Genomic DNA, 21866 nt, shown 5'->3' with positions numbered 1-21866 from the left:
AGTGGCGTCGGCGCGCCGGCGAGGCCCCTACTTCCTGGTTCGAGTGCGATCGTGGCGTCGTCCGCGCGCTTGCGGCTGTCCGCGCGACGCGTCCATCGTCAAGATCCACACGGTGTCGGGGATGTTGCGGTTTCCCGCGCGTCGGATGCAGCAATATCGCCGATGTCGTGAGGATCTCGGGCGCGGCGCGGCGCGGCGCGGCGCGGGGCGGCGCGGCGCGGGGCGGCGCGGCGCGGGGCGGCGCGGCGCGGGGCGGCGCGGCGCGGGGCGGCGCGGCGCGGGGCGGCGCGGCGCGCGGCCCCCCGGTCGGCGTCGCTGGGTGGCGGGACGACGTTGTCGGCCAGTTCGGCGTCGCCCGACTCAAGCTCGGCCACCACCCGGCTCACGGTGGCCCAGGCGTACGGGAGCGATTCACGGACGCAGGCGATGAACGCCTCGTCGTCCACGGGGCCGCGTTCGGCGGCGTCGAGCAGGGCGGGCGGGACGGTGAGTGACATGGTTCTCCTCCGTATCGCTAACGAACACCGTTTCCAATAACGGCACGGAGTGAGCAGACCACGTCGTCGGAGGCACGTCAACGAGGTGACGGCGCGCCGCGCCGTCACCTCTTCGAAGACCTCGTTGAGCCCAGCCGCCACCCGCGCGAGAACCGCGCTGATAAAGCGGCCCCGCCACGAGACGCGGCCCGCCACGAAACGCGGCCCGCCACGAAACGCGGCCGCCACCAACCGCTGACACCGCCGCCAGCCCTCGACGCGGGCGGCCCCGGCGAGCGGGACCAGCTCAGACCCGGCGGGGGTGGCCCTTGAGGTGCCGGCCCAACTCGCGGGCGATCTCCCGGTTGGCGTCCCGCTCGGCCAGCGTCTGCCGCTTGTCGTAGGAGCGCTTGCCCTTCGCCAGAGCCAGTTCGACCTTGGCGTAGCCGTTCTCGAAGTACATGGACAGCGGGACCATGGTCACCCCGCCCTCGCGGACCTTGTCGAGGATCCGGTCGATTTCGGCCCGGTGCAGCAGCAGCTTGCGGTTACGGCGGGGTGCGTGGTTGGTCCACGTGCCGTAGGTGTACTCGGCGATGTGCAGGCCGTACAGCACGATCTCGCCGTCTCGTTCGTGCGCGAACGCGTCCACCAGCGAGGCGCGGCCCTCGCGGAGCGACTTCACCTCGGTCCCGACCAGCACGATGCCCGCCTCGTACGTGCGCAGCACCTCGTACTCGTGCCGGGCCTTCTTGTTCGAGGCGATCAGCCGACGTTCGGGTCGCTTGGACGGAGTCACCCCGCGACGATATCCGGCCGCCGGAGCTGTGGCGTGGGTCGGCTCAGTCGCGCGGGCGGGGGGCGGGGCGCAGCCGCGCGATGAGGTCCCGCTCCGCCTCGGTGAACGCGTCCTGCGACTCGCACGGCCAGTGCCCGAGGATCGGGGGCGGCACGCTGTCGCTGGGGGCGGGCACCACGTCCGCCGGGTCGACCAGGCGGCGATCCACTGTCGCCGCCGGCCCGGTCAGTTTCTCCGCCCGGCCGGGTCGCTGGGAGGCGAAGATCCAGCCGCCGATCGGGTCGGTGTCGCGCCACAGGTTGAGCCACCGCCAGCCGACGCGCTCTCCGATCTCCCGCAACGCCGGGTCGTCGGTGTACGCCGGGAACAGCCGTGAGTACAGCCGTCCGAGTGGGGACCCGTAGGTCAGCAGGGCGACGCGGTCGGTGATCCTCCGGGGCAGTTGTAGCACTGTCGCGGCGAGCAGCACCGAACCGTGGCTGTGCCCGGCGAGCAGCACCCCGTGCCCCTGCTCGACCAGGTAGCTGACCCGCTTGGCGAGCTCCGGCACGGCCCGTTCGGCGTAGCAGGGCGGGGCGAAGGGGTGCGCGGCCCGGGGCCAGAAGGTGCCCAGGTCCCACAGCACGCCCACGTACCGTCGGAACCCGGCCGTCCGGTAGGCGAAGATTCCGCCGATCACCAGCCCGAGCACGACCGCCGCGATGAGGTAGCTGCCGAACCCGATCAGGAAGTCGACCAGGCTCTCCGGGATTCCGACGTAGCGCTGCGCCTCGTCGCCGGGGAGCAGTTGGAGCAGGCCGAGCACGCTGGTGGACAGGCCGAGCGCCGCCAGGCCGGCGTACACCACCGATAGTGGTTCGAGTCGTTCGGTGAAGCGCGCCCGGGCCACCGCCTGCTCGACGCGGCGGAGTCGGCTCGCCGCCGACGGCGGGGCGTCCGGGAAGTCGGCGGCCACGATCGCCTGCGCGGCCCGCCGGCGTCCGGGTCTGGTCAGCCGGGTGACCAGACCGGCGACCAGCAGGGCGGTCACCATCGCCAAGAAGAAACCGAAAATCGCCCACTTGTACGCCAGGGGAGGGCTGGTTTCCAGGCTGTCCGCCGTGGTTCCGTTGCGGTCGAGCAGGTCCGCGCCCCGGTAGACCAGTTCGGCGGAGAAGGCCACCGCCAGTTCGGCGGCGACGGTGATGAAGACCGGGGCTCCCAACGCGCGCAGCGGTGCCCGTCGCTGCCCGCCCCCGCGTCTCCGGAGCACCAGCGCGGCGAGGCTGACCACCAGCACGGTCTGACTGACGAACACCCAGGCCACGATGGCGCTGTAGCCGGGTAGCACGCCGCCCTGCGGCCACGGCGCCGGGCTGATGGCGACGTGCACGATGACCAGGATGGTCAGGCCGCAGGCGAGGGTGCGCAGGGTGCGGAAGAGGGTGTCGACGCGGGGTGACGGACTCGGTCGATCGATGCTCGGCACCATCGTGACCATGACCAGGCAGGTCAGCAGCACCGCCCCGGTGGCCGTCAGGAGTATCGCCATCGTCCACGAGGAGTGCTGGCTGGCCCGCGCGGCCAGCAGACTGCCGTTCAGCGTGGCGAACGCCGCCGCGACGTGGACCGAGCGCAGTCGACCCACCAGTGGGGCGCCGTCCCACTGGCCGACCGCGCTCAACCGGTGCTTCGACACCGGCGTGGAGGGGGTCCGGAACGCGTCGAAGGAGTGGCTCGGGCGGGAACCCAGCCGCCACACGAGCCCGATGGCGGCGACCGGCACCAACGCCAGGAGTGCGAGGCGCAGCCCGGTCGGTCGCCCGCCGAGCCAGGACAACCAGCTCCGGCCGGCCAGGCATGCCGGGCTGCCCATGCAGCGCCAGGCGATGAGGTCCAGCGCCACGCCGACGATGGAGAGCACGTAGAGCATGGTGAGCGTGAGGGCGAGCACCCGGCACAGCGCCATGAAGCCGCGCTTCGAAGCGGTGTTCGCCGGGCGCATCCACAACGCCACGTTGCAGAGCATGAACGGCAGCAGGAACACCAGCGACAGCGTCCGGACGGCCGTGCCGGACGGCAGGTCGCCCCAGCGGTACGCCTCCAGGGTCACCCCGTCGGTCCCGGTCGAGTCCGGGTAGCCGGGACGCGGTCGGTAGAACCCGCCGCTGCGGTCTCCGGCGACCTGGTGCACGTGCGGTCGGTCCAACACCTGGTCCGCCCCGGCGCCGGAGACGCCGTGCACCCGCAGCTCCACGATCGAGCCCGATGTCGGTCCACGGGTCGGTGTCGCGTCCGCCATAGGCCCCCCGAAGTGTGCGCGGCAACCGGGCGGATGGCCGGGGTACGGCCCGCGCGGCTCCCCGGCTTACCCGTCCCGAGCCCGGTCAACCGTGCGGTGTGCCGCACGCCCCGGTGCGGCGGACCCACGGCAGGTGGTTTCATGGCGCCATGGCTAACCCGGTGATCCTGACCGTCGACGACGACCCCGTGGTGTCCCGGGCGGTGGCCCGGGACGTCCGGCGCCGCTACGGCGACCGCTACCGGGTGCTGCGGGCCTCGTCGGGGCCGGAGGCGCTGGACGCGCTGCGGGAGGTCAAGCTGCGCGGTGAACAGGTGGCACTGCTGCTGGCCGATCACCGAATGCCGGAGATGACCGGCGTGGAGTTCCTCGAGGCGGCCATGGACATCTTCCCGGCGGCGCGCCGGGTGCTCCTCACCGCGTACGCGGACACCGACGCCGCGATCGAGGCGATCAACGTGGTGGACCTGGACCACTACCTGCTCAAGCCGTGGCATCCGCCGGAGGAGAAGCTGTACCCGGTGGTCGACGGGCTGCTGGAGGCGTGGGCGGCCACCCCCGACGCGGCGAGTGCCGAGATCCGGGTCGTCGGGCACCGGTGGTCGGCGCCGTCGTTCAAGGTTCGGGACTTCCTGGCCCGCAACCTGGTGCCGTACCGCTGGCTGCTGTCGGACGATCCGGAGGGCGTCCGGTTGCTCGACGCGGCCGGTGCCACCGAGGCGGACGTACCGCTGGTGGTGACGCCCGAGGGCAAGGCCCTGATCGCGCCCAGTGAGGCCGAGCTGGCCGCGCTGGCCGGGTTGACAGTGGTGCCGGCGTCCGACTTCTACGACCTGGTGGTGATCGGCGGCGGCCCGGCGGGCCTCGGCTCGGCCGTGTACGGGGCGTCGGAGGGGCTCCGGACCGTGCTCGTCGAGCGGCGGGCGACCGGCGGGCAGGCCGGGCAGAGCAGCCGGATCGAGAACTACCTGGGTTTCCCGGACGGCGTCTCCGGCGCGCAGTTGACCGATCGGGCCCGGCGGCAGGCGGTGAAGTTCGGCGCGGAGCTGCTCAGCGCCCGTGAGGTGGTCGGTCTCAGCGAGGCGGGTGGTGCCCGGCTGCTGCGCTTCGGCGACGGCAGCGAGATCGCGGCGCACACAGTGGTGCTGGCGACGGGAGTGTCGTACCGGGTGCTCGACGCTCCCGGGCTGGCGGACCTCACCGGCCGGGGTGTGTTCTACGGCGCCGCCGCCACCGAGGCGCCGAGCTGCGTCGAGCAGGACGTCTACATCGTCGGCGGGGCCAACTCGGCCGGGCAGGCGGCGGTGCACTTCTCCCGGTACGCGTCGAGGGTGCACCTGCTGATCCGTGGCGCGGACCTGACCGCCTCGATGTCGCGGTACCTGATCGACCAGTTGGAACGGATCGACTCGATCACGGTGCACCCGTACACGGCGGTGGTCGGCGGGGCCGGTGAGGGTCACCTGGAACGGCTGACCCTCTGTGACACCCGCACCGGGGAAGCCCGTTCGGTGGACACCTCGTGGCTGTTCATCTTCATCGGCGCGGAGCCGCGTACCGACTGGCTGGACGGGGTGCTGGTCCGCGACGAGCGCGGCTTCATCGTCACCGGCCCGGATCTGCTGGCCGGGGGGCGGCGGCCGTCGGGCTGGTCGTTGTCACGCGACCCGTACCACCTGGAGACCAGCGTGCCGGGCGTGTTCGCCGCCGGCGACGTGCGGGCCGAGTCGGTCAAGCGGGTCGCCTCGGCCGTCGGCGAGGGCGCGATGGCCGTGTCGCTCGTGCACCGCTACCTGGAAGCCCAATGAGCCGGTTCGGCGAGCCCTGCCCGATTCGGCGAGCCCTGCCGCGAGCGAAGGAGTCCCAGTGACCACCGAGTCTGATCGGTTGACACCTGCGCAGCTGCGTACCCTGTTCCTGTTCGAGGCCCTCGACGACGCACAGCTCGACTGGTTGGCCGAGCATGGCCGGGTCGAGCAGCGGGCCGGGGGGACCCTCGTGTACGCCGAGGGCGAGCCGGCGACCTGCTTCTTCGTGTTGGTGCACGGTGCGGTGGCGTTGAGCCGTCTGGTGCACGGCGACGACGTGGAGGTCAGCCGGACCGAGCAGCGCGGGGTGTACGGCGGGGCCACCCAGGCGTACCTGGGTGAGCAGGTCGACCAGGTCTACCGCAACAGCCTGCGGGCGGTGACCGACGCGGACTTCTTCGTGCTGCCGGCGGAGGACTTCGCGTACGCCCTGCGGTCCTGGTTCCCGATGCCCATGCACCTGTTGGAGGGGCTGTTCTTCGGGATGCGGGACTCGCAGACCATCGTCGGTGAACGGGAGCGGCTGCTGGCGCTCGGTTCGCTGTCGGCGGGGCTGACCCACGAGCTGAACAATCCGGCCGCGGCGGCGGTGCGGGCGACGTCGGTGTTGCGGGACCGGGTCGCCGGGATGCGGCACAAGCTCGCCATGATCGCCGATGGTCGGCTCGACGGCACCGCCCTGCAGGGCCTGGTGGCGTTGCAGGAGGAGGCGGTGGCCCGGGTGGCCACCGCGCCGACGCTGACCCCGATGGCGACCGCCGACGCCGAGGACGCCCTCACCGACTGGCTGGAGGAGCACGGGGTCGACGGTGCCTGGGACCTGGCGCCGATCCTGGTGGGCGGCGGTCTCGACGTGGCCTGGTTGGCGCAGGTGAAGGCCGCCGTCGGTGCCGCGGATCTGGAGGCGGCGGTGCGCTGGCTCACCTACACGGTGGACACCGAGTTGCTGATGCGCGAGATCGGGGACTCGGTCACCCGGATCTCCGGCCTCGTCGGCGCCGCCAAGCAGTACTCGCAGCTGGACCGCGCGCCGCACCGGGTGGTGGACGTGCACGACCTGCTCGACGCCACGCTGGTGATGTTCAAGGGGAAGATCCCCGCCGAGGTCAAACTGGTCCGCGAGTACGACCGTGGTCTTCCGCCGGTCCCGGCGTACGCGGCCGAGCTGAACCAGGTGTGGACCAACCTGATCGACAACGCGTTGGGCGCGATGGGCGAGAAGGGTGTGTTGACCGTCCGCACCGGACTCGTCGGCGACCTGCTGGCGGTGGAGATCACCGACACCGGCCCGGGTATCCCGCCGGAGGTGCGGCCGCGCATCTTCGAGCCGTTCTTCACCACCAAACCGGTGGGCGCGGGCACCGGGTTGGGCCTGGACATCTCGTACCGGATCGTCGTGCACAAGCACCACGGCGACATCCGGGTGGAGACCGAGCCGGGGCGGACCACCTTCCGGGTGCTGCTACCGATCGTGGAGGGCGCACCGGACGCGTCGGACGACGCGCCGACTACCTAGAGACAGCAGGTCATCGCGGGCAGTAGTCTCAGGCGGCGTTGGTGATCCCACCCCCGAGGAGGGTCCGTGGAGTCGATGGCCCGCCAGCGCACCGCCGCCGAGGACGCCGACCAGCCGGGCGATCCGCCGGCCGGCATGATGCTGCCGGAGTTGGAGGACCCGGACTGGCTGCACCACGCGCACGAGTTCGCCCACACCGGTTTCTGGGCGGTGGCCCGCCGGCTGCCCCGACTGGTCCGCGAGGCGGTCGGGCTGGCGTGGGCCACCAACCGTCGGGACACGCTCGCCTCCATCGGCCTGAACGTCGCCGCCGGTGTGATGACCACGTTCGGCCTGCTCGCCACGACGAGCGTGCTGAGCGAGTTGTTCGCCGCCGGTCCCACGCCGGACCGGGTCCGGGCGGCCCTGCCGGCGCTGGTCGTGGCGGCTGCGGCCGTGTCGGCGCGCGGGGGGCTGGCGATCGCGGCCGGATGGGCCCAGGCCCGGCTGACCCCGCAGATCAACTATCAGGTGGAGTTGCGCCTGTTCGAGGCCACCACGGCGGTGGAGCTGGCCGCGTTCGACGACGCCGGCTTCGCCGAGGAGATGGACCGGGCCCGGGACCGGGGGATGGCGGAGGCCGCGTACATCGTCGACCACACTGTCGACCTGGTCACCGGCGTGGTCGGCATGCTCGCCACCGCCGTCGCGGTGACGGTCATCCAACCGCTGCTGCTGCCCTGTCTGCTGCTCGCCGCGGTGCCCCAGGCGATCACCGCGGTGCGGATGGCCCGCCGTGAGTACCTGGCGATGCTGGCCCGGATCACCCGACAGCGTCGGATGTGGATGCTGGCCCACCTGATGGCCAACCGACACACCGCCGCCGAGGTGCGCGCGTACCAGATGCGCGATTTCCTCCTCAGCGAGTATCGCGGCGTGATGGCCGTCGAGACCCGGGCCCAACTGCGGTTGGTCCGCGCGCAGACCGGCACGCGGGTCGCCGGCGCGACAGTCGCGGGCCTGGCCACCTTCGGGGTGTACGCGGTGCTCGGCGGCCTCCTGCTGGCGGGAATGGTGGCCCTCGCCGCGGCGGCCACCGCCCTGCTCGCCCTTCAGTCGGCGCGCAACAGCCTGGGTGTGGCGGTCATCGCCACGAACTCGCTCTACGAGGACGCCCTCTACTACCAGGACTACCGGGACTTCCTGTCCCGCGCCCACGCCCGGGTGCCGATCGGCGGCGACCGCGTGGTCGACGGCGTCCAGGCCATCGAGCTGGACGAGGTGAGCCTGAGCTATCCGGACACCGACACGCCGGCCGTGGACCGGGTGAGTCTGACAGTGCGCCGTGGGGAGGTGGTCGCCCTGGTCGGCGAGAACGGCTCCGGCAAGACCACGCTGGCGAAGCTGATCGCCGCGCTGTACCGGCCGACGGGTGGGGTGATCCGCTGGGACGGCGTCGACGCCGTCGAGTTGGACCCACGCGCCCTCGGTGGCCAGGTGGCGGTGATGACCCAGGAGTACTGGAAGTTCCCGTTCACCGCTGGGCAGAACATCCGCGTGGGGCGGCACGACCGCCCGCCGGAGCGGTCCGGACCGAGCGTGCAGGAGGCGGCCGGTGCGGCCGCCGCGCACGACATGATCGTCGGCCTGCCCCACAGCTACGACACACTGCTCGACCGGGAGTTCAAGGACGGTCACGAGCTGTCCGGTGGGCAGTGGCAACGGTTGGTCGCCGCTCGCGGGCTGTACCGGGACGCCGCCCTGCTGATCTGCGACGAACCGTCGGCGGCCCTGGACGCCCGCGCGGAACACGCCCTGTTCCAGCATCTCCGCCGCAGCCCCGACCGGGCTGTCGTCCTGATCACCCACCGGTTGGCCAACGTCCGGCACGCCGACCGGATCTTCGTGATGGAACGGGGCCGACTGGTCCAGCAGGGCAACCACGACGAGCTGATGGCGTCCGGTGGCCTCTACCGGGAGCTGTTCGAGTTGCAGGCCAGCGGTTACCTGAGCGGCACCGACGACGCCCTGCCCCGCTGACGCACGGCCACGGCGCGGAGCATGATGATCGACTCCACATCGGCGAGGTGGTGCCATTTCGCCGCCGGGACACCCCCACATCGCCGACCTGGAGTCGATCACCCCGTCGTGGTGGGCTCAAGCGGTGGGTGCCGCCGCGAGGAAGTCGGCCAGCACCCGGGTGTGGGTGGAGAACGCCAGCTCGACCGGGTCGGTGAGCACCAGCCACTCGGTCGCCTCGTCGGTCGGCGCCGACGGTGGCAGGTCCTCGGCCCGCTGCTCGGGCAGCACCCCGAAGACCATCATGGTGCCGCCCGCCGGGGCGCCGTGCACGGCGAACAGCCGGGCGTCCTCCGCCGCCGCGGTCAGGCCGGTCTCCTCCCGCAGCTCACGGACGAGCGCGTCGGACCACTCCTCGCCGTACTCGACGAAGCCGCCGGGCAGCGCGAGCAGGCCGCGGGCCGGTTCGATGTCCCGGCGGACCACCACCACGCCCAGGCCCTCGGCCGAGCGGACCGGCAGCACCGCGACCGCCACCGGCAGCGGGTTGCGCCAGACGGTCTCGCCGCAGGCCGCGCAGACCCGGGGCCAGCCGGCGGCCGGCGGGTAGGCGGCGCCACAGTAGGAGCAGTGCGAGTACGGCGTGCCGGTCATGCCGCAGCACGCTACTCCGACAACCCCGAAGCCTGCCGCGCCGCCGCCCGCGCTCAGACCTCCGGGGTGCCGGTGTAGAACGCGGTGGTGCGTTCGGCGGCGGCCTTCGCCTCGTCGGCGTCGGTGCCGGCGGCGATGCTCGCCTCGCACCACAGGTGGCTGCTCAGCTCCATGGCCCGTCGTCCCTCGGGGGAGGCGGTCCACTCGGCGCCCTGCTCCGGGGTGATCCCGCTGCCGTCGCCGGCCAGGTGCGAGGCGAGCCCGAGCAGGCCCAGGTCCCAGCCGACGCCCACGGCGCCCGGCCCGAACTGCGCCCACCGGTCCTGGTCGACGTGCGCGATGTGGTCCAGGTCGAGGCGGGCCCGCTCGTCACCCACCGCCGTCACGCGCACCTCGATCCAGCTCACCTCGCCGCCCATTTCCCAGGTGGCGGTGAAACGGTGCGGCGGCTCGCAGCTTTCGACGGTGCCACCGGCGTTGCCCTGGAGCTGGTACGTGCCGCCCAGCCGCAGGTCGCCGGAGATCGGCAGGAACCAGCGGGGGATGCGCTCGGCGCTGGTGCAGGCGTCCCAGAGATCCTCGACCGTCGCCTGGTAGGTCTGGCTGATCGTGGTCACCCGAGCCTCGCCGGCCTCCAGGGTGCGGCTGCCGACCTTCCGCTGGACGGCGTTGATCTGCTCGGTCGCGTCGAACATCAGGTGTTCCTCTCGTCGGGTGAGTCGGCGGGCCCGCGGAGCCGACGCTCGCGTCGACCTCGGGCCAGCTCCGTGGCGAGTGCCGCCAGGGGTGGGGTCCAGAACCGGCGGAAGTGCTCCAGCCAGCCGTCGACCTCGCGTAGTGGGCGGGGGTCGACCGCGTAGAGCCGCCGGGTGCCTTCCGGCCGGACTGTGGCGAAGCCGTTGTCCCGTAACACCTTGAGGTGCTGGGACACGGCGGGTTGGGAGATGCCGAACTCGTCGCGGATCACCGCGTTGACCGCGCCGGCGGTCTGCTCGCCGTCGGCGAGCAGCTCCAGGATGCGGCGCCGGACCGGATCGCCCAGCACGTCGAAGGCGTGCACGACGACAGTTCTATCACTGCTGGCTTATTTAAGCCAGTTCTGATGATCCGATGAGCTTGTCGAGTCGGATCGGCAGCTCCCGGATCCGTACGCCGGTCGCGTGGTGCACCGCGTTGGCGATCGCCGCCGCGGCGCCGACGATGCCGATCTCACCGATGCCCTTCACCCCGGCCGGGTTCAGCTCGTCGTCGCGCTCGTCCAGCCAGTACGCCTCGATGGACTCCACGTCCGCGCAGCCGGTGATGTGGTACGTGGCCAGGTCGTGGTTGACCCAGTCGCCGTACCGTTCGTCGAGCAGCCCCTCCTCGTGCAGCGCCATCGACAGGCCCATCGTCATACCGCCGATGAGCTGGCTGCGTGCCGTCGTCGGGTTCACCACCCGCCCGGCGGCGAACATCCCGAGCTGCCGGTTCACGCGTACCTCGCCGGTGTCGGCGTCCACCCGTACCTCGGCGAACTGCGCCCCGTACGCGTACCGGGGGAGCGCGGGCTGTCCGCCCACCTCGTCGGTGGTGTCCGCCTCGGCGGTCACCTCGCCGGGGTTGTCGCGCCGCTTCTCCCGCAACGCCTGGCAGGCGCGGATGACCGCCCAGCTCCAGCTCGCGGTGCCCATCGATCCGCCGGCCAACGGGGCGGTCGGCAGCTCACTGTCCCCGATGTGGATCTCCACCTGCGCGGGTGGCACCCCGAGCGCGTCGGCGGCCACCTGCCAGATCGCCGTACGGGCGCCGGTGCCGATGTCGGTGGCGTTGATCCGGACCAGGAAGCTCCCGTCGGGCCGGGCGGTGGCGGTGGCCGTCGACGGCCTGGCCCGGGCCGGGTAGCTCGACCCCGCCACCCCCGTGCCGATCAGCCAGCGCCCGTCGCGCCGGGCGCGGGGCGTCGGGTCCCGGTCGGTCCAGCCGAACCGCTGGGCGCCCTCGCGCAGGCAGGCCACCAGGTTGCGGCTGGTGAACGGCCGCGCCTGGTCCGGGTCGACAGCGGTGTCGTTGCGGACGCGCAGCTCCACCGGGTCGATGCCGGCCGCGATGGCCAACTCGTCCATCGCGGACTCCAGCGCGTACGCGCCCGGGCACTCGCCGGGGGCGCGCATCCAGAACGGCGTGGGCACGTCGAGGCGGACCAGCCGGTGCGTGGTGCGGCGGTGCGGAGCGGCGTACATGCTGCGGGTGTAGACGGCGGTCTGCTCGGCGAACTCCCGGATGGTCGACGTCTGGCTGATCGCGTCGTGGCAGATCGCGGTGAGCCGTCCGTCGGTGTCGGCGGCGAGGCGTACCCGCTGGATGGTGGGGGTGCGGTAGCCGATCGGCCCGAACAGTTGCTGCCGGGTCAACGCCAGCTTGACCGGCCGGTCCACGTGTCGGGCGGCGAGGGCGGCCAGCACCACCGGGGCCTTGGTGTACCCCTTGCTGCCGAAGCCGCCGCCGACGTGTTCGGCGACGACCCGGATCGACTCCGGGGGCACCTCGAACAGCTCGGCGAGGGTGGCGCGGACCGGCGACGCGCCCTGGGTGGAGTCGTGCACCAGCAGCCGCCCGTCGCGCCACTGCGCCGTCGTGCCGTGCGGCTCCATCGGGTTGTTGTGGTACGCCGGCGTCCGGTACGTGGCGTCCACCCGCACCGGGGCGGCCGCGTACCCGGCGTCGAAGTCGCCCTCGGCGGTGTCGGTCGGGTAGCTGGGGTTGACGTGGTCGGGCTTGTACAGGCCGGGGTGGTCGTCGGCGAGCACAGTGCTGTGCGGGCCGGCGTCGTAGTCGATCCGGACCAGCCGGGCGCCCTCCCGGGCCGCCTCCAGGCTGGTGGCCACCACCACGGCGACGTACTGCCCCCGGTAGTGCACCACCGGCTCCTGCAACAGCCACAACTCCCGCTCCGGGCCGGGCGCGAGCCGGGGCGCGTTGCCGTGGTGCAGCACGGCCAGCACGCCCGGCGACGCCAACGCCTCCGCCGTGTCCACCCGTGTGATCCGGCCCCGGACCACCGCCGACGGCACCGCCCAGCCGTAGGTGACCCCGTCCACCGGGTACTCCACCGCGTACCGGGCCGTGCCGGTGACCTTCTCCGGGCCCTCCAACCGGGGAAACGCGCGCCCGACCGCCCCGCCGCTCACGACGCGGCCGGGCTCGCTGCCGCTCACGACGCGGCCAGTTCGCTGAGCGCCCGCACGGTGATGGCCCGGGTCAGCGGCAGCTTGAAACCGTTGTGCCGCAGTGGGCGCGCCTCGGCCAGCTCCGCGTCGGCGGCCCGCCCGGCCAACTCCGGGCTGAACGGACGCCCCCGCAGTTCCTGCTCGGCCCGGTACGCCCGCCACGGCCGGTGCGCCACCGCCCCGTACGCCAACCGCACGTCGCGGACCGTGTCGCCGTCGAGGTCCAGGACGGCGGCCACCGAGCCGGCGGCGAAGGCGAACGACGCCCGGTCGCGCACCTTGAGGTACGTCGAGCGGCGCGCGGCCGGCAGCGGTGGCAACCGGACGGCGGTGATCAGCGCGCCCCGGGTCAGTGTGGTCTCGCGTTCCGGGTGGGTGCCGGGGGAGCGGTACAGGGCGGTGATCGGGATGTCGCGGGGGCCGTCGGTCTCGTGCACCTCCACCACGGTGTCGAGGGCGGCCAGCGCCACGGCCAGGTCGGACGGGTGGGTGGCGACGCACTGCTCGGACCAGTCCAGCACCGCGAGGTCGCGGTTCTGGCCGTGCAGGGCCGCGCAGCCGCTGCCCGGGTCCCGCTTGTTGCAGGCCTTGCCGGTGTCCTGGAAGTAGACGCAACGGGTGCGCTGCAACAGGTTGCCGCCGGTCGTGGCCATGTTGCGCAACTGGCCGGAGGCGGCGGCGAGCAGGGCGCGGGCCAGCACCGGGTAGTCCCGGCGCACCACCGGGTGGGCCGCGAGGTCGCTGTTGCGCACCGTCGCGCCGACGCGCAGCCCGCCGTCGGGCAACTCCTCGACGGTGTCCAGCGGGAGACCTGTCACGTCCACCAGCACGTCCGGGCGTTGCACACCGAGTTTCATCAGGTCCACCAGGTTGGTGCCGCCACCCAGGTACGCGGCCTGCGGCTCGGCCGCCAGCACGGCGACCGCGTCCGCGACGTCGGCGGGCCGGTGGTAGCGGAACGCCCTCACGTCGCCGCCGCCGTCTCCCGCACGGCCGCGACGATGTGGGGGTACGCGGCGCAGCGGCAGAGGTTGCCGGCCATCCGCTCGCGGATCTCCGCGTCGGTCAGCTCGGCGGGCGCGACGAGGTCGTCGGTGACCGCGCTGGGCCACCCCTTGGCGACCTCGTCGAGCATGCCCCGGGCGGAGCAGAGCTGCCCGGGGGTGCAGTAGCCGCACTGGAACGCGTCGTGGGCGACGAACGCTGCCTGCAACGGGGACAGCTCGTCCGGTCCGGCCAGACCCTCGACGGTGACCACCGACCGGCCGTCCACGGTGACCGCGAGGACCAGGCAGCTCTTCACCCGGCGGCCGTCGAGCAGGACGGTGCAGGAGCCGCACTGGCCGTGGTCACAGCCCTTCTTCGCCCCGGTCAGGCCGAGGTGCTCGCGCAGCGTGTCGAGCAGTGTGGTGCGGTTGTCCACTGTCACGTCCCTGGACGCGCCGTTGACGTCGAACGTCAACCGGGACGAGTGCCGCTCGTCGGTCGGCGTCGCGTTCGGCGGTGTGTCCTGCACCGGCCCAGATTAGCCTTATCGGCATATGTCGGCGCGAATAACGCAAAGCTCTTCATGCCCGAGAGGACGACGGTGATCGCCGGACTGCTGCTGGCCGCCGGGGCCGGACGGCGGTACGGCCGCCCGAAGGCACTTGTCGAGCTGGACGGGGAACCGCTGGTGCGGCGCGGGGTCCGGCTGCTCGCCGACGGTGGTTGCGCACCCGTGCACGTGGTCCTCGGAGCGGGTGGAGACGAGGTGCCCGAGCTGCCCGGAGCGGTGGCGGTGCGCCACGACCGCTGGTCCGACGGACTGGGCTCGTCACTGCGCCGGGGCCTTGCCTCGCTACCGGCCGACGTGTCGGGCGCGGTCGTGGTCCTCGTCGACCAGCCGCTGCTCAGCCCGATCGCCGTCCGGCGGGTACGCGAGGCGTACACCATTGGAGCGCTGGTTGTCGCCACCTACGCCGGGCGGCCGGGCCACCCGATCCTGCTGTGCCGACGGACCTGGCCGCTGCTGGACCGGTACGCCGTCGGCGACCGGGGCGCCCGGGACCTGCTCCGCGAGCGGCCGGATCTGGTGGTCGAGGTGCCCTGCGACGACGCCGGCGAACCTGTCGACGTGGACACCCCGGCCGACCTGCTCCGGCTGCGCCGCTCAGCCGCGCACGAGCCACCGGGGTAGTCCCTGGCTGGTCAGCGCGTGATAGGTGATCATCACGATGACGGCGATCAGGCCCAGCAGGGGGTTGACGAACCAGCCGAGCAGGCCGCCGATCCCGTACAGGACGAGGCCGGTGATCGGTCGCAGTCGCTGCGCCCGCACGTACCCCGGGCTGACCCGGTTCTCGAGCAGCGCCGGGTGACGTTGCAAATAGCCGAAGAACACCAGCCAGGGGGCCGACATCAACGCCGCCGACAGCGCGTACAGGGCGACCGCCCCGCGCTGGTCGTCGATGTCACCCTCGGTGAACGCGGACGCCAGCACGGCGGTGGGGAACGGAATGATCACCGCGCCGAAGAGGACGCCCAGGTTGATCCAGCTCAACGCGAGGGTGGTCCGGCGGATCAGCCGCAGCAGCGCGTGGTGGTTGAGCCAGAGCACCCCGATGTAGACGAAGGACACCACGAAGGCGAGGTACGAGGGGCCCTCGTCGAGCAGACCGGTCAGCAGCTCACCCTCGTGGTACTCCGGCACCCGCAGGTCGATGACCAGCAGCGTGATGACGATGGCGAAGACACCGTCGCTGAAGGCCGTCATCCGGTCGGTGCCGGAGACCCGCCCGGTGGGCTCGGGATGCTCGACCTCGTCGGGTGCTGCGGACATTGCCGCAGGCTAGCCACTCGGCGCGGTGGCTCGTGGCGGTTTCGTCCGACCGGAACACGAACGGCCGCCCAGGGTCACCCCCGGACGGCCGTCCCCACCGTGTCTCAGGCCACCGGCGTGGCGGTGTCGGCCGCCGCATGGTGGGCGCGGACCACCTCGGCGTAGCGCAGACCGCTCGCCTTCATCGTCCGCCGCTGGGTGGCGTAGTCCACGTGCACCAACCCGAAGCGCTTGTCGTAGCCGTACGCCCACTCGAAGTTGTCCAGCAACGACCAGACGAAGTAGCCGGCCAGCGGCACGCCCCGGGCCACCGCCGACGCGCACGCCGCCAGGTGTTGCTCCAGGTGGTCGGTGCGCTCCTTGTCCTCCACCGTGCCGTCCGCGGTGACCTCGTCCGGCCAGGCCGAACCGCTCTCGGTGACGATGATCCGGCCCGGCCGGTACTCCTCGTGCACGTCGACCAGCAGCCGCTCCAGCCCCGCCGGAAACACCTCCCAGCCCATCGCGGTCTCCACCGAGCCGGGCACCGGCACCTGCCGGACGAACGGCGCCGCGCCGGTCGGGTCGTCGACCACCAACTGCCGGAAGTAGTAGTTCACCCCGAGGAAGTCCGTCGGCGTGGCGATCACCGCCAGGTCGTCGCCGCGTACCGGCGGCTCGACGCCGTAGGTGGCGATCATGTCGGCCGGGTAGCCGCGCCCGTGGATCGGGTCCAGCCACCACCTGTTGACGTGCCCGTCCGCCCGGCGGGCCGCCGCGACGTCCTCCGGCCGGTCGGTCGCCGCCTCGATCGGGCTGAGGTTGAGCACCAGGCCCACCGAGGCCGGCCGGGCGGCGTTGGCGCGGATCGCCTGGGTGGCCAGGCCGTGCCCGAGCAGCACGTGGTGCGAGGCGTGCACCGCTCGGGTCAGGTCGCGCTCGCCGGGGGCCATCCGCCCCTCCAGGTGCCCGATCCAGCACACGCAGAGCGGCTCGTTGACGGTGTTCCAGTCGGCCACCCGGTCACCGAGGCGGCCGGCCACCACCGCCGCGTACTCGGCGAAAGCCTCGGCGGTGGCACGCTCCGGCCAACCGCCGCGGTCCTGCAGGGCCTGCGGCAGATCCCAGTGGTACAGCGTGACGAACGGCCGGATCCCGTCGGCGAGCAGCGTGTCGACGAGCCGGTCGTAGAAGTCCAGCCCGGCCGGGTTGACCCGACCGACGCCGTCGGGCATGATCCGGGGCCAGGCCACCGAGAAGCGGTACGCGTCCACGCCGAGCCGGCGCAGCAGCGCCAGGTCCTCCGGCCACCGGTGGTAGTGGTCGCAGGCCACCGCGCCGGTGTCGCCGTTGTCGACGTTGCCGGGTGTCGCCGAGAAGGTGTCCCAGATGGACGGCGCCCGGCCGTCGACGTCGACGGCCCCCTCGATCTGGTACGCCGCCGTGGCGACGCCCCAGAGGAAGTCGGGTGGCAGCTTGGACAGGTCGGGCACGGGATGGTTCTCCTCTGGGATCGGATGACTCACTTGACAGCGCCGGCGGTGAGGCCGGCGACGAAGTACCGCTGCAGGGCCAGGAACCCGACGACGACCGGGATGCTGACCACCAGCGAGGCGGCCATGATCTGGTTCCAGTAGACGTTGAACTGGGTGGAGTAGCCCTGCAGGCCCACGGCCAGGGTGCGACTGCCCTCGTCGGTCATCACCGACGCGAACAGCACCTCACCCCAGGCGGTCATGAACGCGTACACGGTGACCGCGACGACGCCGGGCACGGCGGCCGGCAGGATGACCTGGAACAGGGTGCGCAGCGGCCCCGCGCCGTCGACCTGCGCCGCCTCGTCCAACCCCCGGGGGATCGAGTCGAAGTAGCCGACCAGCATCCAGATCGAGAACGGCAACGAGAACGTCAGGTACGTGATCACCAGGCCGGTGCGGCTGGCGTACAACTCGATGCCGGTGGCGTTGCCCAGGTTGACGTAGATGAGGAACAGCGGCAGCAGGAACAGGATGCCGGGAAACATCTGGGTGGACAGCACCGTCACCGAGAAGACTCCCCGGCCACGGAACCGGTACCGGCTCACCGCGAATGCGGCGAAGATGGCCACCGCCACCGAGCAGACCGCCGCGATGCTCGACACCACGAGGCTGTTCACCAGGTACCGGGCCAGCGGCACGGTGCTCCACATGTCGACGAACGGTTGCAGGGTGGGCCGGCTGGGCCACCAGGTGAAGCCGTTCTGCACGTCCTGCAACGGCTTCGCGGCCGAGGTCACCATCACGTAGAGCGGGATGACGACGAAGAGGGTGAGCAGGGTCAGCACGATGCGCCGGCCCCAGCGCTCACCGGCGGTCTCACGCATGGTCGTCCCTCCGACGGTTGGTGATCAGCAGGTACACGGCCGACACGACGAGCAGGAACAGCAGCAGCGCCACGGACATCGCCGAGCCGGAGCCGAAGTCCCAGGTCTTGAAGGAGCTGCGGTAGATGTGGATGGAGATCAGGTCGGCCTGCTCCGGAGCGGAACCCCCGAACAGCACGAACGGGGTGTTGAAGTCGTTGAACGTCCACAGGAACAGCACCAGCAGCAGCACCAGGTTCACCGGCCGCAGCATGGGCAGGGTGACCGAGCGCAGCCGACGCCAGAACCCGGCGCCGTCGATCGCGGCGGCCTCGTACAGCTCGCCGGGCACGTTCTGCAGCCCGGCCATCAGGCACAGGAACGCGAACGGCCAGTTGCGCCACACCGACACCACGAGCAGCGACCAGAAGCTGTTGTCGCCGATCAACCAGAACGGTCGTTCGCCCAGCAGCCCGAGCTGGTCGACGAGGACGTGGTTGACCAGGCCGGTGTCGCGTTGCAGCAGGAAACTCCAGGTGATCACCGCGGCGTAGACCGGCAGGGCGTACGGGGTGAGGAAGAGCGCCCGCAGGATCGCCCGACCCCGGAACGGTCGTTGCAGCACGACGGCCGCCGAGATGCCGAGCAACCAGGCGAACCCGACCGAGAGCACGCTGTAGGCCAGGGTGATCCAGAACGAGTGCAGCAGTTCCTTGCCGGCGGCGCTGTTCAGGTCGAGCGTCGCCCGGTAGTTCTCCCACCCCACGAACGGTGCGGTGGACCAGTCGCGGATGTGGAACTGGGTCAGCTCCAGCATGCTCATCCAGACCCCGACCACCATCGGGATCACGTGGATGCCGAGTTCCAGCAGGATGGCCGGGGCGAGCAGCAGATACGGCAGGAGCGAGCGGCGCGGGCCGCGGGGCCGGCGGGCCGGCTTCCGTGCCGGTGACCCGGCCCGGGGTTCGCGTCGGTCGGCGTCCGGCGCGGTGGTGCTGGTTGCCATCGGGGTCCTCTCGGAGTCGGTGGCCGTGGTCGGGCTCAGCACCCGACCACGGCCACCGGTGACGCCTGGGTCAGCGCATCTTCTGCTGCGCGTCGGTCAGCTTCGACTTCACCGAGGCCTCGGTGACCGGCTTGCCGCTGGCCGCGTCCGCGAACAGCTCCTTCATCGCGGTGCCGACCAGGGTCTCGAAGGTGCTCTCCTCGGGCACTTGCGGCAGCGGAGCCGCCGTGGTGACCAGGGTCTCCTGGATGGTCTTCTGCTCCGGGGCGCTGAACGCCGGGTCGGCGCCCGCGGTCTTCACCGCCGGCAGCGAACCGTACGTCTTGTTGAGGAGCGTCTGCTCCTCGTCGCTGGTCATGAACTTGACGAAGCTCAGCGCGCCGTCCTTGTTCTTGGTGTGCTTGAAGACCGCCATGTTGATTCCGGCGACCATGCTGTTGACCTTCTTGCCGCCGGCCGGCGGGCTGGCCAGGAACGGCACCGGGGCCACCCCGTACGCGTCGGCGGGCATGTTCTGCGTCTTCAGGTTCGAGCCGGCGGACTGCCAGAGCAGCATGGCGGCCTTACCGTTGGCGAAGTCGGACACCGACTGGTTCTGCGCGTACTCGGCGTTGCTCGGGTTGGTGATCTTGTCGGCGGCCATGAAGTCGATGTACCGCTTGATCGCCGACACGTTCTGCGGGGTGTCGAAGGTCGGCTTGCCGGCCGAGTCGAACCACTCACCGCCGTACTGCTGGCTGAAGGTGAAGGCGTGGTGCGCGTTCTCCGACGGGTTGGCCCCCTCGATCGCCAGGCCCCACTTGCCGCCGGTGCTCAGCTTCTTGCCGTACTCGACGACCTGCTCCCAGGTCGTCGGCGGGGCGGTGATGCCCGCGTCGGCGAACATCTTCTTGTTGTAGTACAGGCTGTACGCCATGGAGTAGAGCGGCACGGCGGCCGGCGGCTTGCCGGGGGCCCCGGCGGCGGCGAGCGCGGCGGGCACGATCCGGTCCTTGCCGCCGACGGCCTGCAGGGTGGCGTCGTCGAACTCGACGAGCGCGCCGGTGGCCTGCAGCGACGCCGACCAGGTGTTGCCGATGTTGACCACGTCCGGGCCCTTGCCGGAGGTGGCGGCCGCGAGCAGACGGTTGAGCAGGTCCGACCAGGGGACCACCTCTACGGTGACCTTGATCCCGGTCTGCTTCTCGAACTTGTCCAGCTCCGGCTGGAGGATGGTCTTGTCGGCCTCCAGGCTGGCGCCCTGGTTGCTGGCCCAGTACGTCAGCGTCTTGGGGGACGCTGCGGAGTCGTCGCCGGAGCCGCCGCAGGCGGTCAGCGATGCGGCGGCCAGTACGGCGGCGGTGAATATCCCGAGGTGTCGTCTCGACACGGTCAGCCCTTCCGGTGCGTGGTGGGGGTCCACCGGCCCTCGTCGCCGATAGGGGTGGGCGACGGGCAGCCGGCTGCGGACAGGGTTCGGGGGTGCGCCGTCGGGGGTCCGTCGGCGTTTCCCGGGAGTTACATCACGGCTTAATTTATGTCGTCATTAAAGTTGTTGGCCGGTGGGTCGTCAAGCACGAGGCGGTTACAGTCGCCTCGAACGGCCGACGGGAACGAGGTGACGAGTGGAGCTGGCGCGTGCCACCAACCGCAGCGTGCGGCTGCGCAACAGGTCCGCCCTGCTGACCAAGCTCTTCCTCGACGGTCCGCTCACCCGGCAGGACCTGGTGCGCAGCACCGGGCTGAGCCAGCCGGCGGTCAGCAACGTGGTGGCCGACCTGATCGACGAGGGGTTGGTCGTCGAGGCGGGGGCCGCCGAGTCCGACGGCGGCCGGCCCAGCATGCTGCTGCGCATCGCGCCCCGCTACGCGTTCCTGGTCGGCGTGGACGTCGGCGAGACCCGGGTCCGGGTGGAGCTGTTCGACTTCGCGATGACCCTGCTGGCGAGCATCGAATACCCGCTCGACCCGGCCCGTACCGAGCCGGACCTCGTGGCCGGGCACGTCCTGGCCGGGATCGACGCGGTCACCGGTCGGGCCGGCGTGGCCACCGGCGACGTGCTCGGCGTCGGCATCGGCGTCTCCGGCGTGGTCGAGCAGGGCACCGAGGCCGTCGTGCACGCCCAGGCCCTCGGCTGGGACCGGGTGCCGCTGGAGCGACTGATCGGCGCCGGCACCGACCTGCCGCTGCACATCGACAACGGCGCCAAGACCCTCGGCCAGGCCGAGATGTGGTTCGGCGCCGGTCGGGGCACCCGGCACGCCGTGTTCGCGCTGGTCGGCTCCGGTGTCGGCGCGTCGGTGGTGACCAACGGCGCCACCTACCGGGGCGCGTCCAGCAGCGCGGGGGAGTGGGGACACACCACCCTCGTGTACGGCGGGCGGGCCTGTCGGTGCGGCGCGCGCGGCTGCCTGGAGGCGTACGTGGGCGCGGAGGCGATCATCGACCGCTACCGGGAGGCGCGCCGGGGTCGACCGGTGCCCGGTGCGGACGAGGAGTCCCAGATCGCCGCCCTGGTCGACGCCGCCGCGACCTCGGCCACCGCCCGACGGGTCCTCGACGACACCGCCGGCTACCTCGGGGCCGGGGTGGCCAACCTGATCAACCTGTTCAACCCGGAGCGGGTGGTGCTCGGCGGCTGGGCGGCGATGGCGTTGGGCGACCTGCTGCCGGCCGTCCGGGAGGCCGCCGGCCGGCAGGCGCTGCGCCAGCCGTTCGACCAGGCGTCGATCGAGCTGTGTCAGCTCGGGGTGGACGCGGTGGCGCTCGGCGCGGCCACCCTCCCGATCGCCCGCTTCCTCACCGAGGGTGGCGTCCGGCGCTGACGGGGCGCGACTCCGCAGGCCGGCGGCAAATTACACAAACAGAATGCTCGGGATAAATAACGAAGTTATAGATCGATGTCTTGACGCCGTCGCAATCTCGCCGCAACACTCCTACGAGAGCGCTCTCCATCCCGCGGCGTCGCCTCGGCGGCACCACCCCCGGCGCTACGGGCG

The 21866-nt window shown here is 71.9% G+C and carries 19 protein-coding genes; 5 read left to right on the top strand and 14 right to left on the bottom strand.

Annotated features, from left to right (window positions below; all coding sequences use genetic code 11):
* Window positions 1-98 precede the first annotated feature (98 nt).
* From O7631_RS24010 to O7631_RS24000, 3 genes are all read right to left on the bottom strand, one after another.
* A complete protein-coding gene (locus O7631_RS24010) occupies window positions 99-497 on the bottom strand; it encodes an SCO5389 family protein (protein ID WP_278146293.1) in 399 nt (132 codons plus the stop codon).
* Window positions 498-783: 286 nt separating this feature from the next.
* Window positions 784-1275, bottom strand: a complete 492-nt coding sequence (gene smpB, locus O7631_RS24005) for an SsrA-binding protein SmpB (protein ID WP_088989316.1) — start codon at window positions 1273-1275, stop codon at window positions 784-786.
* 43 nt (window positions 1276-1318) lie between these two features.
* On the bottom strand, window positions 1319-3556 hold the full coding sequence (locus O7631_RS24000) for a hypothetical protein (RefSeq protein WP_278146292.1): 2238 nt from the start codon (window positions 3554-3556) through the stop codon (window positions 1319-1321).
* 149 nt (window positions 3557-3705) lie between these two features.
* Between O7631_RS24000 and O7631_RS23995 the strand changes: the two genes are divergently transcribed.
* From O7631_RS23995 to O7631_RS23985, 3 genes are all read left to right on the top strand, one after another.
* Complete coding sequence (locus tag O7631_RS23995; protein ID WP_278146291.1) at window positions 3706-5364, top strand: FAD-dependent oxidoreductase; 1659 nt, start codon at window positions 3706-3708, stop codon at window positions 5362-5364.
* Window positions 5365-5422: 58 nt separating this feature from the next.
* On the top strand, window positions 5423-6880 hold the full coding sequence (locus O7631_RS23990; protein WP_278146290.1) for an ATP-binding protein: 1458 nt from the start codon (window positions 5423-5425) through the stop codon (window positions 6878-6880).
* Window positions 6881-6955: 75 nt separating this feature from the next.
* Window positions 6956-8899 carry an ABC transporter ATP-binding protein gene (locus O7631_RS23985; RefSeq protein ID WP_278148011.1) on the top strand — a complete coding sequence of 648 codons (1944 nt, stop codon included), beginning with the start codon at window positions 6956-6958 and terminating at the stop codon, window positions 8897-8899.
* A 117-nt stretch (window positions 8900-9016) separates the two neighbouring features.
* On the opposite strand, the gene O7631_RS23980 is transcribed toward O7631_RS23985, so the two are convergent.
* Genes O7631_RS23980 through O7631_RS23955 form a run of 6 tightly spaced genes read right to left on the bottom strand, consistent with a single transcriptional unit; the run spans window position 9017 to window position 14203 of the window.
* Window positions 9017-9532 carry an NUDIX domain-containing protein gene (locus O7631_RS23980; RefSeq protein ID WP_278146289.1) on the bottom strand — a complete coding sequence of 172 codons (516 nt, stop codon included), beginning with the start codon at window positions 9530-9532 and terminating at the stop codon, window positions 9017-9019.
* A 53-nt stretch (window positions 9533-9585) separates the two neighbouring features.
* Complete coding sequence (locus O7631_RS23975; protein WP_278146288.1) at window positions 9586-10227, bottom strand: SRPBCC family protein; 642 nt, start codon at window positions 10225-10227, stop codon at window positions 9586-9588.
* Window positions 10227-10592, bottom strand: coding sequence for a metalloregulator ArsR/SmtB family transcription factor (locus O7631_RS23970; RefSeq protein WP_278146287.1), 366 nt, complete (start codon window positions 10590-10592; stop codon window positions 10227-10229). The genes O7631_RS23975 and O7631_RS23970 overlap by 1 nt, the downstream gene beginning before the upstream one ends.
* 28 nt (window positions 10593-10620) lie before the next feature.
* Window positions 10621-12729, bottom strand: a complete 2109-nt coding sequence (locus O7631_RS23965; protein WP_278146286.1) for a xanthine dehydrogenase family protein molybdopterin-binding subunit — start codon at window positions 12727-12729, stop codon at window positions 10621-10623.
* Window positions 12726-13709, bottom strand: coding sequence for a xanthine dehydrogenase family protein subunit M (locus O7631_RS23960; RefSeq protein ID WP_278146285.1), 984 nt, complete (start codon window positions 13707-13709; stop codon window positions 12726-12728). The genes O7631_RS23965 and O7631_RS23960 overlap by 4 nt, the downstream gene beginning before the upstream one ends.
* Entirely contained in the window at window positions 13706-14203 is a 498-nt protein-coding gene (locus O7631_RS23955; protein WP_278148010.1) for a 2Fe-2S iron-sulfur cluster-binding protein, read from the bottom strand. The genes O7631_RS23960 and O7631_RS23955 overlap by 4 nt, the downstream gene beginning before the upstream one ends.
* Window positions 14204-14311: 108 nt before the next feature.
* Here O7631_RS23955 and O7631_RS23950 point away from each other — a divergent pair, with 108 nt between their 5' ends.
* Window positions 14312-14920 (top strand): nucleotidyltransferase family protein, encoded by a 609-nt coding sequence (locus O7631_RS23950; protein WP_278146284.1) that lies wholly within the window; start codon window positions 14312-14314, stop codon window positions 14918-14920.
* Here the strand turns inward: O7631_RS23950 and O7631_RS23945 are convergent.
* From O7631_RS23945 to O7631_RS23925, 5 genes are all read right to left on the bottom strand, one after another.
* Window positions 14894-15562, bottom strand: coding sequence for a TMEM175 family protein (locus tag O7631_RS23945; protein ID WP_278146283.1), 669 nt, complete (start codon window positions 15560-15562; stop codon window positions 14894-14896). The genes O7631_RS23950 and O7631_RS23945 overlap by 27 nt on opposite strands.
* Window positions 15563-15666: 104 nt before the next feature.
* On the bottom strand, window positions 15667-17034 hold the full coding sequence (locus tag O7631_RS23940) for a GH1 family beta-glucosidase (protein WP_278146282.1): 1368 nt from the start codon (window positions 17032-17034) through the stop codon (window positions 15667-15669).
* 29 nt (window positions 17035-17063) lie between these two features.
* On the bottom strand, window positions 17064-17903 hold the full coding sequence (locus O7631_RS23935) for a carbohydrate ABC transporter permease (RefSeq protein ID WP_088989328.1): 840 nt from the start codon (window positions 17901-17903) through the stop codon (window positions 17064-17066).
* Window positions 17896-18888 carry a sugar ABC transporter permease gene (locus O7631_RS23930; protein WP_145781200.1) on the bottom strand — a complete coding sequence of 331 codons (993 nt, stop codon included), beginning with the start codon at window positions 18886-18888 and terminating at the stop codon, window positions 17896-17898. The genes O7631_RS23935 and O7631_RS23930 overlap by 8 nt, the downstream gene beginning before the upstream one ends.
* A 70-nt stretch (window positions 18889-18958) precedes the next feature.
* Complete coding sequence (locus tag O7631_RS23925) at window positions 18959-20257, bottom strand: sugar ABC transporter substrate-binding protein (RefSeq protein ID WP_278146281.1); 1299 nt, start codon at window positions 20255-20257, stop codon at window positions 18959-18961.
* A gap of 235 nt (window positions 20258-20492) precedes the next feature.
* On the opposite strand from O7631_RS23925, the gene O7631_RS23920 reads away from it, so the two are divergent.
* Window positions 20493-21692 (top strand): ROK family transcriptional regulator, encoded by a 1200-nt coding sequence (locus O7631_RS23920; RefSeq protein ID WP_278146280.1) that lies wholly within the window; start codon window positions 20493-20495, stop codon window positions 21690-21692.
* The last annotated feature ends 174 nt before the right edge of the window (window positions 21693-21866 follow it).

The sequence above is a fragment of the Micromonospora sp. WMMD967 genome, assembly GCF_029626165.1.
In the GTDB taxonomy this organism is placed as follows: Bacteria; Actinomycetota; Actinomycetes; order Mycobacteriales; family Micromonosporaceae; genus Micromonospora; species Micromonospora taraxaci.
The sequence above is the reverse complement of the archived record's forward strand: the minus strand, read 5'-3'. Positions and strand labels throughout refer to the sequence as shown.

Excerpts from the sequence above, each read along its gene's own strand:
- O7631_RS23945 (WP_278146283.1), bottom strand. The coding sequence starts at position 15,562 with ATGTCCGCAGCACCCGACGAGGTCGAGCATCCCGAGCCCACCGGGCGG.
- O7631_RS24000 (WP_278146292.1), bottom strand. The coding sequence starts at position 3,556 with ATGGCGGACGCGACACCGACCCGTGGACCGACATCGGGCTCGATCGTG.
- O7631_RS23950 (WP_278146284.1), top strand. The coding sequence starts at position 14,312 with ATGCCCGAGAGGACGACGGTGATCGCCGGACTGCTGCTGGCCGCCGGG.
- O7631_RS23975 (WP_278146288.1), bottom strand. The coding sequence starts at position 10,227 with ATGTTCGACGCGACCGAGCAGATCAACGCCGTCCAGCGGAAGGTCGGC.
- O7631_RS23930 (WP_145781200.1), bottom strand. The coding sequence starts at position 18,888 with ATGGCAACCAGCACCACCGCGCCGGACGCCGACCGACGCGAACCCCGG.
- O7631_RS23985 (WP_278148011.1), top strand. The coding sequence starts at position 6,956 with ATGGCCCGCCAGCGCACCGCCGCCGAGGACGCCGACCAGCCGGGCGAT.
- O7631_RS23935 (WP_088989328.1), bottom strand. The coding sequence starts at position 17,903 with ATGCGTGAGACCGCCGGTGAGCGCTGGGGCCGGCGCATCGTGCTGACC.
- O7631_RS23995 (WP_278146291.1), top strand. The coding sequence starts at position 3,706 with ATGGCTAACCCGGTGATCCTGACCGTCGACGACGACCCCGTGGTGTCC.
- O7631_RS23980 (WP_278146289.1), bottom strand. The coding sequence starts at position 9,532 with ATGACCGGCACGCCGTACTCGCACTGCTCCTACTGTGGCGCCGCCTAC.
- O7631_RS24010 (WP_278146293.1), bottom strand. The coding sequence starts at position 497 with ATGTCACTCACCGTCCCGCCCGCCCTGCTCGACGCCGCCGAACGCGGC.